The 16027-nt window shown below is 66.8% G+C and carries 16 protein-coding genes; 13 read left to right on the plus strand and 3 right to left on the minus strand.

Annotated elements, in window-relative coordinates; translation table 11 throughout:
- The first annotated feature begins 284 nt into the window (after positions 1–284).
- Positions 285–632 (plus strand): hypothetical protein, encoded by a 348-nt coding sequence (locus AU193_RS18975; protein WP_064423920.1) that lies wholly within the window; start codon positions 285–287, stop codon positions 630–632.
- A 6-nt stretch (positions 633–638) separates the two neighbouring features.
- Here AU193_RS18975 and AU193_RS18980 read toward each other — a convergent pair whose 3' ends face one another.
- A complete protein-coding gene (locus AU193_RS18980) occupies positions 639–965 on the minus strand; it encodes a hypothetical protein (protein WP_064423921.1) in 327 nt (108 codons plus the stop codon).
- 124 nt (positions 966–1089) lie between these two features.
- Between AU193_RS18980 and trxA the strand changes: the two genes are divergently transcribed.
- From trxA to AU193_RS19000, 4 genes are all read left to right on the plus strand, one after another.
- A complete protein-coding gene (gene trxA, locus AU193_RS18985; RefSeq protein ID WP_064423922.1) occupies positions 1090–1455 on the plus strand; it encodes a thioredoxin in 366 nt (121 codons plus the stop codon).
- A 26-nt stretch (positions 1456–1481) separates the two neighbouring features.
- On the plus strand, positions 1482–2318 hold the full coding sequence (locus AU193_RS18990) for an enoyl-CoA hydratase (RefSeq protein WP_064423923.1): 837 nt from the start codon (positions 1482–1484) through the stop codon (positions 2316–2318).
- Positions 2319–2330: 12 nt separating this feature from the next.
- Complete coding sequence (locus AU193_RS18995; RefSeq protein ID WP_064423924.1) at positions 2331–3959, plus strand: ABC-F family ATP-binding cassette domain-containing protein; 1629 nt, start codon at positions 2331–2333, stop codon at positions 3957–3959.
- Positions 3960–4053: 94 nt separating this feature from the next.
- Positions 4054–4245, plus strand: coding sequence for a helix-turn-helix domain-containing protein (locus AU193_RS19000; protein ID WP_064424056.1), 192 nt, complete (start codon positions 4054–4056; stop codon positions 4243–4245).
- On the opposite strand, the gene AU193_RS19005 is transcribed toward AU193_RS19000, so the two are convergent.
- Together AU193_RS19005 and AU193_RS19010 are read right to left on the minus strand one after the other, a co-directional pair.
- Positions 4242–4835, minus strand: a complete 594-nt coding sequence (locus AU193_RS19005; protein ID WP_064423925.1) for a TetR/AcrR family transcriptional regulator — start codon at positions 4833–4835, stop codon at positions 4242–4244. The genes AU193_RS19000 and AU193_RS19005 overlap by 4 nt on opposite strands.
- Positions 4836–4855: 20 nt before the next feature.
- The gene (locus tag AU193_RS19010) at positions 4856–7720 is read right to left on the minus strand and encodes an aconitate hydratase (RefSeq protein ID WP_064423926.1); all 2865 of its coding nucleotides are present in this window, start codon (positions 7718–7720) and stop codon (positions 4856–4858) included.
- Positions 7721–7880: 160 nt separating this feature from the next.
- On the opposite strand from AU193_RS19010, the gene AU193_RS19015 reads away from it, so the two are divergent.
- The 8 genes from AU193_RS19015 (at position 7881) to fabG1 (ending at position 16019) form a co-directional block, all read left to right on the plus strand.
- Positions 7881–8444 (plus strand): DUF6676 family protein, encoded by a 564-nt coding sequence (locus AU193_RS19015; RefSeq protein WP_064423927.1) that lies wholly within the window; start codon positions 7881–7883, stop codon positions 8442–8444.
- A gap of 245 nt (positions 8445–8689) precedes the next feature.
- Entirely contained in the window at positions 8690–10117 is a 1428-nt protein-coding gene (gene ripA, locus AU193_RS19020) for an NlpC/P60 family peptidoglycan endopeptidase RipA (RefSeq protein WP_064423928.1), read from the plus strand.
- 54 nt (positions 10118–10171) lie between these two features.
- Entirely contained in the window at positions 10172–10855 is a 684-nt protein-coding gene (gene ripB, locus AU193_RS19025) for an NlpC/P60 family peptidoglycan endopeptidase RipB (RefSeq protein WP_156425292.1), read from the plus strand.
- A gap of 168 nt (positions 10856–11023) precedes the next feature.
- Entirely contained in the window at positions 11024–12172 is a 1149-nt protein-coding gene (locus tag AU193_RS19030; RefSeq protein WP_064424058.1) for a MoxR family ATPase, read from the plus strand.
- Entirely contained in the window at positions 12169–13116 is a 948-nt protein-coding gene (locus tag AU193_RS19035) for a DUF58 domain-containing protein (protein ID WP_064423929.1), read from the plus strand. The genes AU193_RS19030 and AU193_RS19035 overlap by 4 nt, the downstream gene beginning before the upstream one ends.
- Positions 13117–13137: 21 nt before the next feature.
- Positions 13138–14145 (plus strand): VWA domain-containing protein, encoded by a 1008-nt coding sequence (locus tag AU193_RS19040; RefSeq protein ID WP_064423930.1) that lies wholly within the window; start codon positions 13138–13140, stop codon positions 14143–14145.
- 23 nt (positions 14146–14168) lie between these two features.
- Entirely contained in the window at positions 14169–15179 is a 1011-nt protein-coding gene (locus AU193_RS19045) for a VWA domain-containing protein (protein WP_064423931.1), read from the plus strand.
- Positions 15180–15239: 60 nt separating this feature from the next.
- Positions 15240–16019: a 3-oxoacyl-ACP reductase FabG1 gene (fabG1, locus tag AU193_RS19050; protein WP_064423932.1), complete on the plus strand. Its 780-nt coding sequence runs from the start codon at positions 15240–15242 to the stop codon at positions 16017–16019.
- Positions 16020–16027: the final 8 nt, after the last annotated feature.

Raw genomic sequence — 16027 nt, forward strand, 5'->3', positions numbered from 1 at the left:
GCGGCGGCATGGGATGTCTACAGCTCGAAAGCGTTGAGCCAGGGGCAGTCTCGCACGGAGATCGAAGATGCCTGGGAAGAGGCGGCAACCCTGAGGAAGCGTCTCGGCCTTGCCCTGGCTGCCGGTGAGGACACCGTCGTCGACAAGTGGTTGGCCGGTGGCTCCGCGCGCCGCCTCACGATGGCAGTGATCCGCAAAGGCACCCACGGGAGCGAGGTGCAGGACTACAAGTTCGTAGTGAACCAGGCACGGCTTGCGGCCGGAGATCTGATCGGGGCGTCGGCGTGACCGACCGCGCAGCGCTGCTGGACTATGCCGACGACGTGCTCGACGGTGCGGTGCCGCTCGGGGCACGCGGGCCCCGCACGGCGGCGCTGCTGGCGCGGTGCGCGCTGGAGAACTGGCTCGACGAGCAGAGTGCGACGTGGTCACCACTTGGCGACCACCGGCCGACGACGATCTCGAAGCTCGTCGTGTTGAGGACCCGCCACGACGACGTCGGTGAGCGCGCCAAGCGGCTGTGGTATTCGCTTAGCCGCGCATGCCACCACCACGCCTACGAACTGCAGCCGTCGGCGTTCGAGATCAGGCGGCTGGTCGCCGAGGTCCGCACCCTCGACGGCCGCGGATGAACCATGTCAGGTTCCGCGGCGTCCGACGATCAAATCCTTGATCTCGGCAAGGCTCTCGTCGACCGAGCGGAAACGTGCGTTGGTTTCCTGGCGGAAGTCGGCCAACTGTGATTCGACACCGTCCAGCCTGGATTCGACGCGACCAAGCCTGGATTCGACGCGGCCAAGCCCGGATTCGACGGTGTCGAGCTTCGTTTCTACGGTCACCAGGCGAAGGGAATGCTCGCGCTGGTTGGCGCCCAACGCGTTGACGGCCGCCAACACCGCCCGATAATCGGCGCGCGATGCTTCCAGTGCCGCAACCCGCGCTTCGAGGTCATCCAACGTCGCCACGCAATTACTCTAAGTCGGCCGATCAGGTTCACGCGCGGGTAGCGACCACGGCTGTGGATAGCAGCTGCGGTTCGGCGGCCTCATACTGGGAATACGAAGCCGACCATCTGCGTTAGGACCCGACGTGGCTACCCAAGACATCACCGCCGAGCAATTCAACGACACCATCAACGACAACGAGATCGTGCTGGTGGATTTCTGGGCGTCGTGGTGTGGCCCGTGTAAGGCATTCGCCCCGACCTTCGCGGCGTCCTCCGAGAAACATCCCGACGTGGTGTTCGCCAAGGTCGACACCGAGGCCGAGCAGGCACTGGCAGCGGCCGCCGACATCCGGTCCATCCCCACGCTGATGGCGTTCAAGAAGGGCAAGCTGGTGTTCAACCAGGCCGGCGCGTTGCCGCCGGCGGCCCTCGAAGAGCTGGTGCAGCGGGTCAAGGACTTCGACATCGACGCCGCGATCGCCGCGCAGAACAACGGCCAGCCAGAGTGACGCCCCGCACGCGATAGCGTGCATGGGTGAGCGAGCACGCACAGACCGAGCAGAGCAACTTCGTCCTCGTCGACCGGCCACGGCCCGGCGTCGCTTTGGTGACGCTCAACCGCCCCGAACGGATGAACTCCATGGCGTTCGACGTCATGGTTCCACTCAAGAAGGTCCTCGACGAGCTGACCTACGACAACTCCATCCGGGCGGTCGTGCTCACCGGCGCGGGGCGCGGATTCTCCTCGGGCGCCGATCACAAGTCGGCAGGCTCCGTCCCGCACATCGACGGCTTGACCCGGCCGACGTTCGCGCTGCGCTCGATGGAGGTCCTCGACGACGTCATCCTCGCCCTGCGCAAGATGCATCAGCCGGTCATCGCGGCGGTCAACGGCGCCGCGATCGGCGGGGGCCTGTGCCTGGCGCTGGCCTGTGACATCCGCGTGGCCGCCGACGACGCCTACTTCCGCGCGGCCGGCATCAACAACGGCCTGACCGCAAGCGAACTGGGGCTGTCGTATCTGCTTCCGCGCGCCATCGGCACGTCACGGGCCTTCGAGCTGATGCTGACCGGCCGTGACGTCGACGCCGCCGAGGCCGAACGCATCGGCCTCGTCTCGCGCGCGGTACCCGGCGACGACCTGCTCGCGGTTTGCTACCAGATGGGGGAGCGCATCGCGGCGTTCTCCCGGCCCGGAATCGAGTTGACCAAGCGCACACTTTGGAGTGGACTGGACGCCGGTAGCCTGGAAGGGCATATGCAAGCCGAGGGCCTCGGACAACTGTTCGTCCGTTTGCTCACCGCCAACTTCGAAGAAGCGGTGGCAGCGCGCGCCGAAAAGCGAGCCCCGATCTTCACCGACGACAAGTAAGGACTGCACAGCGTGATCACCGCAACGGACCTCGAGGTCCGCGCCGGGGCGCGCACGTTGCTGTCCACCGACGGAACAGCGCTTCGAGTGCAGCCCGGTGACCGGATCGGCCTGGTCGGCCGTAACGGCGCGGGTAAGACCACCACGATGCGCATCCTCGCCGGCGAGGGTGAGCCGTATGCGGGCAGCATCGTTCGCAACGGCGAAATCGGTTACCTGCCACAAGATCCCAGGGAAGGCGACCTTGACGTGTTCGCCCGCGACCGGGTCCTCTCGGCGCGCGGCCTGGACACCCTGCTCGCCGACCTCGAGAAGCAGCAGCTGCTCATGGCCGAAGTCGCCGACGACGCCGCCCGCGACAAGGCCGTCCGCAAGTACGGCCAGCTCGAGGAGCGGTTCGCCGCGCTGGGCGGTTATGCCGCCGAAAGCGAGGCGGGGCGTATCTGCGCGAGCCTCGGCCTGCCCGAACGGGTTCTCACTCAACCGTTGCGCACGCTCTCCGGTGGGCAGCGACGGCGCGTGGAGCTGGCCCGTATTCTGTTCGCCGCCTCCGACAGCGGCGCCGGCTCGAGCACGACGCTGCTGCTCGACGAGCCGACCAACCACCTCGATGCCGACTCCATCGGCTGGCTGCGGGACTTCTTGCAGAACCATCCCGGTGGTCTGGTGGTCATCAGCCACAACGTCGACCTGCTCGCCGACGTGGTGAACCGGGTGTGGTTCCTCGACGCGGTGCGCAGCGAGGTCGACGTCTACAACATGGGCTGGCAGAAGTACCTCGACGCCCGCGCGACCGACGAAGCCCGGCGCCGCCGCGAACGCGCCAACGCCGAACGCAAGGCGTCCGCGCTGCGTTCCCAGGCCGCCAAGATGGGGGCCAAGGCCACCAAAGCCGTTGCAGCGCAGAACATGCTGCGTCGCGCAGACCGAATGATGGCCGCGCTCGACGAGGAACGCGTCGCCGACAAGGTGGCGCGCATCAAGTTCCCGACCCCCGCACCGTGCGGACGCACTCCGCTGGTCGCCAAGGGGTTGACCAAGAACTACGGCTCGCTCGAGGTCTTCACCGGCGTCGACCTGGCGATCGACCGAGGGTCACGGGTGGTGGTGCTCGGGCTCAACGGTGCCGGCAAGACCACCCTGCTGCGCCTGCTGGCAGGTGCCGAGACGCCCGACGCCGGTCGGCTCGAACCCGGTCACGGGCTCAAGCTCGGGTATTTCGCCCAGGAACACGACACGCTCGACAACAACGCGACGGTGTGGGAGAACATCCGGCACGCCGCACCCGACACCGGCGAGCAGGACCTGCGCGGGCTGTTGGGCGCCTTCATGTTCAGCGGACCGCAGTTGGATCAGCCGGCCGGCACGTTGTCGGGCGGTGAGAAGACCCGGCTGGCGCTGGCCGGCCTGGTCGCGTCGACGGCGAACGTGTTGCTGCTCGACGAGCCGACGAACAACCTCGATCCGGCGTCGCGCGAACAGGTGCTCGATGCGCTGCGCACCTACGTCGGCGCCGTGGTGTTGGTGACCCACGATCCCGGCGCCGCCGAGGCACTCGCACCGCAGCGCGTCGTCCTGCTTCCCGATGGCACCGAGGACTACTGGTCCGAGGAGTATCGCGACCTGATCGAGTTGGCTTGATCCAGTACGCGGAGTGTTCGGTCAATCTCAAGCCTGGTGTGTAACCGCTTTCTCCGCTGGGTACCCGTCGGGGCATCCAAGCGGGGAGGTGCTGATGAAGAAGCTGGACAAGTCGAGAGACCAGTTGCTCAACGAGTTGCGGACTGCTTACGAGGGTGGCGCAAGCATCCGCACTCTGGTGGCGTCCACGGGACGCTCGTACGGTTCCATCCACAGCATGCTGCGCGAGTCGGGTACCACGATGCGCAGCCGTGGGGGACCGAACCACCGCAGCAGGCGCCGCTAGTCGCCCTGCCGCACGGTCTCTTTGTCGCGTCGCTGCCGCAGGGACGCCTCGACCAGGTCCAGTACGGCACTGAGCTTTTCGGGATCGTCGCCCGACGCCAAACGTGCGACCAAGCCATCGAGGACGAGGTCGAGATAGGTCTGGAGCACGGCGCTGGGAACGTCGTCGCGCAGTCGGCCCGCCTGCTTCTGCATGCGGAGCCGCTGAGTCGTGGCGGCCGACAGTTCGGCGGATCGCTCCGCCCAACCCCGGTGAAAGTCCGGATCGTTACGCAGCTTTCGCGCGATCTCGAGACGAGTGGCCAGCCAGTCGAACTGGTCTGGCGCGGCCAGCATGTCGCGCATGACCTGCACCAGCCCCTCGCGCGCAGCGACATCGGCCATGCGCTCGGCGTCCTCACGGGCCAGTTCGAAGAACAGCGTGTCCTTGTCCCGGAAGTGGTGGAAGATGGCGCCGCGCGACAGCCCGATCGTCTGCTCGAGCCGCCGCACGGTCGCCTTGTCGTAGCCGTACTCCGCGAAACACCGGCGGGCGCCGTCGAGGATCTGCCGACGACGCGCCGCCAGGTGGTCGTCGGTGACCCGGGGCAACGCGGTTGTCCCTTCTTCGGTTACTGCGACTCGAGCATGTTGCGCAGCACGTACTGCAGGATGCCGCCGTTGCGGTAGTAGTCCGCCTCACCTGGTGTGTCGATGCGCACCACCGCGTCGAACTCGACCTTGGAGCCGTCGTCCTTTGACGCGGTGACGTGCACCGTCTTCGGCGTCTTGCCTCCGGCTTTCCCGTCGCTGCGCTCGCCCCGGTCGTTGAGCTCCTCGATGCCGGTGATGTCGAACGTCTCGGTGCCGTCGAGGCCCAGCGACTCGGCCGACTCGCCCTCGGGGAATTGCAGCGGGATCACGCCCATGCCGATCAGGTTCGACCGATGGATACGCTCGAACGACTCGGTGATCACCGCGCGCACACCCAGCAGCCGCGTGCCCTTGGCCGCCCAGTCGCGCGACGAACCAGAGCCGTACTCCTTGCCGCCGAGCACGACGAGCGGAATGTCCTGCGCCGCATAGTTTTGCGCGGCGTCGTAGATGAACGCCTGCTCGCCGTCCTTGGTGAAGTCGCGGGTGTATCCACCCGAGACGTCGTCGAGCAACTGGTTGCGCAACCGGATGTTGGCGAACGTGCCGCGGATCATCACCTCGTGGTTACCGCGCCGCGAACCGTAGGAGTTGTAGTCCGCGCGCTCGACGCCGTGCTCTTCGAGATACTGCGCCGCGGGAGTGCCCGGCTTGATGGCACCGGCGGGCGAGATGTGGTCGGTGGTCACCGAATCGCCCAGCAGCGCCAGCACTCTCGCGCCCTTGATGTCGGTCACCGGCTCCGGCTCGGCCGCCATCCCGTCGAAGTACGGTGGCTTGCGCACGTACGTCGAGTCCTCGGCCCATTCGAAGGTGTTTCCGCTCGGCGTCGGCAGATTGCGCCAGCGCTCGTCACCCTTGAACACGTCGGCGTAGTTTTTGGTGAACATCTCCTGGCTGATCGCGTTGGCGATCGTGTCGTTGATGTCGGACTGCGACGGCCAGATGTCGCGCAGGTAGACGTCGTTACCGTCTTCGTCCTGACCGAGGGGGTTGGCGTCGAAGTCGAAGTCCATCGTGCCGGCGAGCGCGTAGGCGATCACCAGCGGCGGCGAGGCCAGGTAGTTCATCTTGGTGTCCGGGTTGATCCGGCCCTCGAAGTTGCGGTTGCCCGACAGCACCGCGGCCACCGCGAGGTCGTTGTCGTTGATGGCCTTGCTGATCTCCTCGGGCAGCGGCCCGCTGTTGCCGATGCAGGTCGTGCAGCCGTAGCCGACCAGGAAGAAGCCCAACTTCTCGAGATACGGCCACAGCCCGGCCTTCTCGTAGTAGTCGGTCACCACCTGCGAACCCGGTGCCATCGTCGTCTTCACCCACGGTTTGGTGGCCAGGCCCTTTTCGACCGCGTTCTTGGCCAGCAGCGCCGCGCCGAGCATCACCTCGGGGTTGGAGGTGTTGGTGCACGACGTGATCGCTGCGATCACCACCGCGCCGTGGTCGAGCACGAATTCGCCGGCCTCTTCCGATTTCACGGTCACCGGCTTGCTCGGCCGGCCATTGGGTTCGAGCGCGGCGCTTTCGACATGGGCCGGCGGTTTGCGGTTGCTCAGGAACGACGTGTTGCGCACCGGATCGCTCGCCGGGAAGGTCTCGTCGATGGCCTCGTCGAGTTCGGAGTACACCCCGTTGAATTCACCGTCCTCGACATAATCGGTGATGTCCTGACGGAAGGCCGCCTTGGCCTCGTTGAGCGCGATGCGGTCCTGCGGGCGCTTGGGCCCGGCGATCGACGGCACGACGTCGGACAGGTCCAGTTCGATGTACTCGGAGAACTTGGGCTCCCGTTTGGGGTCGTGCCAGATGCCCTGTTCCTTGGCGTAGGCCTCGACCAGCGCCAGCTGTTCCTCACTGCGCCCGGTGAAGCGCAGATAGCTGATGGTCTCCTCGTCGATGGGGAAGATCGCCGCGGTGGAGCCGAACTCGGGGCTCATGTTGCCCAGCGTGGCCCGGTTGGCCAGCGGCACCTCGGCCACCCCATCGCCGTAGAACTCGACGAATTTCCCGACCACACCGTGCTGGCGCAGCATCTCGGTGACCGTGAGGACCACATCGGTGGCCGTCACTCCGGGTTGCCGCTCACCGGTCAGCTTGAACCCGACGACCCGGGGGATGAGCATCGACACGGGCTGGCCGAGCATCGCGGCCTCGGCCTCGATGCCGCCGACGCCCCAGCCGAGCACGCCCAGGCCGTTGACCATGGTGGTGTGGCTGTCGGTGCCCACACAGGTGTCCGGGTAGGCCTGCCCGTCGCGGTCCATCACCACGCTGGCCAGGTATTCGATGTTGACCTGGTGCACGATGCCGGTGCCGGGCGGCACGACCTTGAAGTCGTCGAACGCGCCCTGACCCCAGCGCAGGAACTGGTAGCGCTCACCGTTGCGTTCGTATTCGATTTCGACGTTGCGCTCGAACGCGTCGGCGCGGCCGAACAGATCGGCGATCACCGAGTGGTCGATCACCAGGTCGGCTGGGGCGAGCGGATTGACCTTTTCGGGGTCGCCACCGAGGTCGGCGATCGCCTCGCGCATGGTGGCCAGGTCGACGATGCACGGCACGCCGGTGAAGTCCTGCATCACCACTCGCGCGGGGGTGAATTGGATCTCCACGCTGGGATCGGCGTCGGGATCCCAGTTGGCGATGGCCTCGATGTGGTCCTTGGTGATGTTGGCGCCGTCCTCGTTGCGCAACAGGTTCTCGGCGAGGACCTTCAGACTGTAGGGCAACTTGTCGGTACCCGGCACCGCGTCGAGGCGATAGATCTCGTAGCTCTTGTCTCCGACCTTCAGGGTGTCGCGGGCGTCAAAAGAATTGGGGGAAGAATTTTCCGTATTACCTTTGCTCACATCAACTCCCGGTTAGTTCTCGCAGCCGACGGGCTGTGTCGGCGGCGTTACAACTCTAACAGTACGCTTGTCCTGCAAAACGGTCAGGGTCCAGTCTCAGTCTGGTCGCCGACCGCGCGTGCTGTCACCCTGCGGGGTACCCATCGCGTACGGTTCTCCTGTGTTCGGACCGCATGTGATTCCGTTTCCGCCGGCATATATTCCGTCTGACGTCTGCGGACCCGTCGGCATGGACCCAGCGACCACACCGGTCGACACGTGCTTGAACCTCGTCATCGAAGACGTCCGCGACGACGGCGTGAGCGCCTCGCCCAAGCCCGAGAACGAGGGCCTGCCCGAGGTGGTCGCCGAGGCTCAGCAGAAGGGCATCGACCTCAAGATCGTCGTCGTGGACGAGAACCCGCCGATCGACACGCCGCTGCGCGACATCGCGACCGAGGTGGGAGAGGCGTTCCCGGGGTCGACGGTGCTGGTGCTCAGCCCCGCGGACTCGGGCACCTTCAGTACGACGTTCGACCGCGTGACGTTGGAGGCGGGTCAGGACGTCGCCGAAGGGCGTGGTCCGGTGCAGGGTTCGAAGAATTTCCTCAGCGAGTTGACGGCATCGCACTTTCCGTGGACTGCATTGACGATTGTGGTGGTCTTGGGAGTGGTTGCCGCCGTTATCGGTACGCGACTTTTGCAGGTTCGCGCGAAGCGGGCCGAGCCGCGCGAGCCGGCCTGAAGTCGCACTGGGACAACGGTTTTGGCGTGACCCCACGCTGCGCCCGCATCGGCGAAGTCACGGCGCGATAACACTTCATTCAATTACAAAGTTGTAATTTGCGACTTAAGTTTCTTTGGCGTCAGATGTGACGTACGGTGCAATCGGTAACTGTGTTGTCGATGTGCAAGTTGTGACTAAAGAGCACAGTCACCCCGACGAATGTGTCCGCACGTTCGCCTGAAGCCATAGGAGAACTGAGTCGGATGAGACGCACACCTGGCGCATCCGCTACGCGGCCGTGTGGACGGTTCTGCGCGGCCATGCTCGTGACGGCCATGCTGTCCGCGACCCCCGGCCTGGCCGTCGCGCAACCCGACAACCCCGACAGCCTCGCCGCACTGGTCGCCGCCGTCGCCGATGCCGACCAGAAGTTGCAGGACCTGGGCGCCCAGATTCAGCAGCAGCAGGAAAGCGTCAACAAGGCCATCCTGGACGTGCAGACCGCCCGCGATCACGCCGACGCCGCACAACGTGAGGTCGACACGAGCCGGCAGCGCGTCGAGGACGCCAACGCCGCGATCGAGCAGGCGCAGAAGCGGTTCAACTCGTTCGCCGCGGCGACCTACGTCAACGGACCCTCGGACTCGTATCTGACAGCGGGCGATCCCGCCGAGGTCATCAAGACAGCCGCGGCGGGGCAGACGCTGGCGATCAGCTCGCAGCAGGTGATCGCCGATCTGCAGCGGGCCCGCACCGAGCAGATCAACCGCGAGTCCGGGGCGCGGCTGGCGAAGCAGAACGCGGACAAGGCCGTCGCCGACGCCGAAGCCAGCCAGCAGTCCGCGGTCTCGGCTCTCACCAACGCGCAGGAGACCTTCCGGAACCAGCAGGCCCAGCTCGACAAGCTGACCGCCGAGCGCAAGGCCGCGCAGGCCAAGCTCGCCGAGGCGCGCACCCAGGCCGCGCCGGCGCAACCGACCGGGGCTCCGGCGCAACCGGCGGCCGCCGCGACGCCGGGAAATCCGGACTGGGACCGCGCCCCGCAAGGCGTCGACCCCGGCACCGGCAACTGGGCCACGCCGTGGGATCCGACGTTGCCCGCGATCCCCAGCGCCTTCGTCAGTGGTGATCCGATCGCGATCATCAACGGGGTTCTCGGCATCGCGTCGACCTCGGCGCAGGTGACCCAGGATCTCGGTCGCAAGTTCCTGCAGTCGCTGGGAATCCTTCCCCAGCCGGCAGCCGCCGCGCCGGCCTTCAACAACGGTGCGATCCCGCGCGTCTACGGCAGGCAGGCAACGGAGTTCGTGATCAAGCGCGCCATGTCGCAGATGGGCGTTCCGTACTCGTGGGGTGGCGGCAACGCCGCCGGACCGAGCCGCGGTATCGACTCCGGTGCGAACACAGTCGGTTTCGACTGCTCCGGTCTGATGCTCTACGCGTTCGCCGGGGTCGGCATCAAACTCGACCACTACTCGGGTTCGCAGTACAACGCCGGCCGCAAGGTCCCGACGTCACAGATGCGGCGTGGCGACATGTTGTTCTGGGGACCGAACGCCAGCCAGCACGTGGCGCTGTATCTCGGCGACGGACAAATGATCGAAGCGCCCTACACGGGTTCGGTGGTGAAGATCTCGCCGGTGCGTACCAGCGGCATGACACCGTACGCGACTCGTCTCATCGAATGGTGAGAGGTGCAGGAACAAAACGTTAGGAAAGCTTTGCGTGGCAAGCTGATTCGCTTATTGAGCGGTTGTGCGCTGCTGGCGGCGACCGTCGCGCTCACCCTCGGGCTGGCGACGCCGGCGGCATCCGCACCCGACGACGGCCAGTGGGATCCGACGCTGCCCAAATTGATCAGCGCAGGCGCCCCCGGCGATCCTCTCGCGATCGCCAACGCGTCGCTCGCGGCGACCGCCCAGGCCACCGAAGTCACGATGAACCTGGGTCGCAAGTTCCTGTCCACTCTGGGCCTCGCGCCCTCGGAGGCGGCGACGGCGAGCGTCGCGCCCGGCCGGGTGCGCGGACCCCAGGCGATCGAGTACGTGATCCGTCGCGGCGCCTCGCAGATGGGCGTGCCTTACTCGTGGGGCGGCGGAAAGCCGAGCGGGCCGAGCCGGGGCATCGACTCGGGGGCCAACACCGTCGGATTCGACTGCTCGGGCTTCACCCAGTTCTCCTTCGCGGGGGTCGGGGTGCTGATCCCCAAGTACTCCGGCGACCAGTACGACACCGGCCGCAAGGTGCCGACGTCGCAGGCCAAGCGCGGCGACCTCTTGTTCTGGGGCCCCGGCGGCAGCCAGCACGTCGCCATCTACCTCGGCGGCGGTCAGATGCTCGAATCCTCGGGCAGCGCGGGCAAGGTCACGGTCAGCCCGGTGCGTCACTCCGGCCTGCAGCCGTATGTGGCGCGCATCATCGAATCCTGAGCGGAGACTGAGCCGAACCTGAAGGCTTTTGTTGAAAGCTCTTCGCGCAAGCGCTCATCGCCGGGCAACGTCGACGGATTCTGCCGTGCCTGGAATAGTTGACGACGTGCGTGCGGCCCGGACCGGCCTGCGCCGCTTTGACCAGCGAGTTATGTGGAAGGAACGTTGATGACCTCACCGAGTGGGCCGTCGCAGGGGCCTGGAGGCTACCCCGGCCAGGCACCGGCACAGGGATACCAGGGCTCACACGCCGCGCCGTCGAGCCCACCTTCCCAGAACGGCGGTCTGCAGCAGGAGGTCCACACGCTCGAGCGGGCCGTCTTCGAGGTGAAGCGGATCATCGTCGGACAGGACCAATTGGTCGAGCGCATGCTGGTCGGGCTGCTCGCCAAGGGGCACGTGCTGCTCGAGGGTGTGCCCGGCGTCGCCAAGACGCTGGCCGTCGAGACCTTCGCCAAGGTGGTGGGCGGCACCTTCGCGCGCATCCAGTTCACACCGGACCTGGTTCCCACCGATATCGTCGGCACCCGCATCTACCGGGTGGGCAAGGAGGAGTTCGACATCGAGCTCGGGCCCGTCGTGGTCAACTTCCTGCTCGCCGACGAGATCAACCGTGCCCCGGCCAAGGTGCAGTCGGCCCTGCTGGAGGTCATGGCCGAGCGCAAGATTTCCATCGGCGGTAAGACGTTCCCGCTGCCCCAGCCGTTCCTGGTGATGGCCACTCAGAACCCGATCGAGCAGGAGGGTGTGTACGCGCTGCCCGAGGCTCAGCGGGACCGCTTCCTGTTCAAGCTCAACATCGACTACCCCTCGCCCGAGGAAGAGCGGGAGATCATCTACCGGATGGGCGTCAAGCCGCCGGAACCCAAGCAGATCCTCGCCCCCGGTGACCTGCTGCGTCTGCAGGACGTGGCGTCCAACAACTTCGTGCACCACGCCCTGGTCGACTACGTCGTCCGGGTGGTGACCGCGACCCGTCAGCCCGAGAAGTTCGGGATGCCCGACGCCAAGGCGTGGATCGCCTACGGTGCATCGCCGCGCGCGTCGCTGGGAATCATCGCGGCGTCCCGCGCGCTGGCTCTCGTGCGTGGACGCGACTACGTGATCCCGCAGGACGTCGTCGAGGTCATCCCGGACGTGCTGCGGCACCGGCTGGTGTTGACCTATGACGCGCTGGCCGACGAGATCTCCGCCGAGACGGTGATCAACCGCATCCTGCAGACCGTGGCCCTGCCGCAGGTGAACGCCATTCCGCAGCAAGGTCATTCGGTGCCGCCCGTCGTGCCCGCCGCCGCTGGTGCGGCCAGCAATCGGTGACCGGTTCCCGACGCTCCGTCGATCTGCCGTCGCTGAAGCGCGGCGAGATCCGTGATCCCGCACTGAGCGCGGCGCTGCGCAAGCTCGAGTTGACCGTGCGGCGCAAGCTCGACGGCGTGTTGCACGGCGACCACCTCGGTCTGCTACCCGGCCCGGGTTCGGAACCGGGGGAGTCACGGCTCTATCAACCCGGTGACGATGTGCGCCGGATGGACTGGTCGGTCACGGCGCGCACCACTCATCCGCACGTGCGGCAGATGATCGCCGACCGCGAACTCGAGACGTGGCTCGTGATCGACATGTCGGCCAGCCTCGATTTCGGCACAACCGGTTGCGAGAAGCGCGATCTCGCGGTGGCCGCCGCGGCGGCGATCACGTTCCTCAACAGCGGGGGAGGTAACCGGATCGGCGCGATCATCGCCAACGGGGACACCGTGCGGCGGGTGCCGGCGCTGTCGGGCCGGATGCACGAGCAGGAGATGCTGCGCGCCATCGCGACGATGCCCAAGGCGCCGGCAGGCGTCCGCGGTGATCTGGCCGCCGCGATCGACGCGCTGCGCAGGCCCGAGCGACGCCGCGGTATGGCGGTGATCATCAGCGACTTCCTCGGCCCGATCAACTGGATGCGTCCGCTGCGGGCGATCTCGGGGCGCCACGAGGTGCTCGGAATCGAAGTGCTCGACCCGCGCGACGTCGAACTGCCCGCGGTCGGCGAAGTGGTGCTGCAGGACGCCGAGACGGGGGCGGTCCGCGAGTTCACCATCGACGAGCAGTTGCGCGACGACTTCGAGCGGGCGGCCGCGGCCCACCGCGCGGAGGTGGCCAGGACGTTACGGCGATGCGATGCACCGCTGCTGTCGCTGCGGACCGACCGCGATTGGATCGCCGACGTCGTCCGGTTCGTCGCCAACCGCAGGCGTGGCGCGTTGGCGGGCCACGCCTGATATCGAAATGATTAGGCGCACATGACATTGCCGTTGCTCGGACCCATGACGCTGTCGGGTTTCGAAAACGTCTGGTTCTTCCTGTTCCTGCTCGCGGTGCTCGGAATCGTCGGGCTCTACGTGGTCGTTCAGCTCGCCCGACACCGGCGGATGCTGCGGTTCGCCAACATGGAGCTGTTGGAAAGCGTTGCGCCGAAACGGCCTTCGCGCTGGCGGCATCTGCCCGCGATCCTGCTCGTGCTCGGACTGGTGTTCCTCACGGTGGCGATGGCCGGACCCACGCACGACGTCCGCATTCCGCGTAACCGCGCGGTGGTGATGCTCGTGATGGACGTCTCGCAGTCGATGCGCGCCACCGACGTCGCCCCCAACCGGATGGCCGCCGCCCAGGAGGCTTCCAAGCAGTTCGCCGACGAACTCACCGCGGGCATCAACCTGGGGTTGATCTCCTATGCCGGCACGGCGACGGTCCTGGTGTCGCCGACCACCGGCCGGGAGGCCACCAAGGCCGCGATCGACAATCTGCAGTTCGCCGACCGCACGGCGACGGGCGAGGGCATCTTCACGGCTCTGCAGGCGATCGCCACCGTGGGGGCGGTGATCGGCGGTGGCGACGAACCCCCGCCGGCGCGCATCGTGTTGTTCTCCGACGGTAAGGAGACCGTGCCGTCGAACCCCGACAACCCCAAGGGCGCCTACACCGCGGCCCGCACCGCGAAAGAACAGGGGGTGCCGATCTCGACGATCTCGTTCGGCACGCCGTACGGCTACGTCGAGATCAACGATCAGCGCCAGCCCGTGCCGGTCGACGACGAGATGCTCAAGAAGATCGCCGATCTGTCCGGCGGTGAGGCGTTCACCGCGTCGAGCCTTCAGCAGCTGCGAGAGGTCTATGCCAACCTGCAGCAGCAGATCGGCTACGAGACCATCCGCGGTGATGCGAGCGTGGGGTGGCTGCGGCTGGGAACGCTGGCGCTCGCAATGGCGACGCTGGCGGCCCTGTTCATCAACCGTCGTCTACCGAACTGATTCGCAAGGGATGACGATCTGACATGACGCTTCCACTGCTGGGACCGCTGTCGCTCACGGGCTTTCAGCACATCTGGTGGTTCTTCCTGTCTCTGGTGGTGCTGCTGGTGCTGGCCGGGTTGTACGTCGCCGCCCAGATCGCGCGGCGAAAGCGGTTGCAGCGCTTCGCCAACACCGAGCTGCTCGACAGTGTCGCGCCCAAGCGGCCCAGCCCGTTGCGCCACCTCCCCGCGGCGCTGCTGGCGATCTCGCTGCTGCTGTGCACCATTGCGCTGGCCGGGCCCACCCACGACCAGCGCCTTCCGCGCAACCGCGCGGTGGTGGTGCTGGCCATCGACGTCTCCCAGTCGATGCGCGCCACCGACGTCGAACCGAGCCGCTTGGCCGCCGCACAGGAGGCGTCGAAGAAGTTCGTCGACGAGCTCACGCCGGGCATCAACCTCGGTGTGATCGCCTACGCCGGAACCGCCAACGTTCTGGTGTCGCCGACAACCAACCGCGACGCGAGCCGGCGCGCCATCGAGAATCTGCAGGTGGCCGACCGGACCGCGACCGGCGAGGCCATCTTCACCGCGTTGTCGTCGATCTCCACCGTCGGCGCCGTCATCGGCGGTGGCGATACGCCACCGCCCGCGCACATCGTGCTGTTCTCCGACGGCAAGGAGACGGTGCCGAACAATCCGGACAACCCGAAGGGCGCGTTCACCGCCGCGCGGGCCGCCAAGGATCAGGGCGTCCCGATCTCCACGATCTCGTTCGGGACGCCGAACGGGTCGGTCGAGGTCAACAACGAGCGGGTCCCGGTGCCCGTCGACGACGAGGGCATGGAGAAGATCGCCCAGCTCTCCGGAGGCGAGGCCTACACCGCCTCCAACCTCGACCAACTGAACAAGGTCTACGACACGCTCCAGGACCAGATCGGATACGAGACCGTGCGAGGTGAGGCGACCACCGGCTGGCTCCGGCTGGGCGCTCTGTTCGCGGCCGTGGCGGCCGTCGCCGCGCTGCTGATCAACCGCCGGTTGCCGCTGTGAGCCCAACCCTTCACTAAGGCGATTTCTTAAGAAAGGCGGGCAGGCGATAGGTTGGCGGGCATGACTGCGCACGCGACGAGCAACGACACAGCGGCGACCGCCGAACCCGAATCGGCAGGTGGTCGTCCGCCTTTCGTCTCCCGCTCGGTGCTGGTGACCGGCGGCAACCGTGGCATCGGCCTTGCCATCGCGCAGCGCCTCGCCGCCGACGGTCACAAGGTCGCCGTCACCCACCGCGGTTCCGGTGCTCCCGACGGGCTGTTCGGGGTCGTGTGCGACGTCACCGACAACGCCGCCGTCGACCGCGCCTTCACAGAGGTCGAGGAGCATCAGGGGCCGGTGGAGGTGCTGGTGTCCAACGCCGGCATCTCCAAGGACGCGTTCCTCATGCGAATGACCGAGGAGCGGTTCACCGAGGTCATCGACGCCAACCTGACCGGTGCGTTCCGGGTGGTCCAGCGAGCGTCACGCAGCATGCAGCGCAAGCGCTTCGGTCGCATCATCTTCATTGGCTCGGTGTCGGGCATGTGGGGCATCGGCAACCAGGCCAACTACGCGGCCGCCAAGGCAGGGCTGATCGGCATGGCGCGCTCGATCTCCCGCGAGCTGTCCAAGGCCAACGTCACCGCCAACGTCGTCGCGCCCGGCTACATCGACACCGAGATGACCCGGGCCCTCGACGAGCGGATCCAGGCCGGCGCATTGGATTTCATTCCGGCCAAACGCGTCGGCACCGCCGAAGAGGTGGCCGGGGCGGTCAGTTTTCTGGCATCGGAGGACGCCAGCTATATCGCCGGAGCCGTCATCCCCGTCGACGGCGGCATGGGTATGGGGCACTAGATCTTTCG

It is taken from the genome of Mycobacterium sp. GA-1285 (assembly GCF_001499905.1).
In the GTDB taxonomy this organism is placed as follows: domain Bacteria; phylum Actinomycetota; class Actinomycetes; order Mycobacteriales; family Mycobacteriaceae; genus Mycobacterium.

Bases quoted from the DNA above. Each gene is read 5' to 3' on its own strand.
- AU193_RS19000 (WP_064424056.1), top strand. From the start codon at position 4,054: ATGAAGAAGCTGGACAAGTCGAGAGACCAGTTGCTCAACGAGTTGCGG.
- ripA (WP_064423928.1), top strand. From the start codon at position 8,690: ATGAGACGCACACCTGGCGCATCCGCTACGCGGCCGTGTGGACGGTTC.
- AU193_RS19030 (WP_064424058.1), top strand. From the start codon at position 11,024: ATGACCTCACCGAGTGGGCCGTCGCAGGGGCCTGGAGGCTACCCCGGC.
- AU193_RS19040 (WP_064423930.1), top strand. From the start codon at position 13,138: ATGACATTGCCGTTGCTCGGACCCATGACGCTGTCGGGTTTCGAAAAC.
- AU193_RS19045 (WP_064423931.1), top strand. From the start codon at position 14,169: ATGACGCTTCCACTGCTGGGACCGCTGTCGCTCACGGGCTTTCAGCAC.
- fabG1 (WP_064423932.1), top strand. From the start codon at position 15,240: ATGACTGCGCACGCGACGAGCAACGACACAGCGGCGACCGCCGAACCC.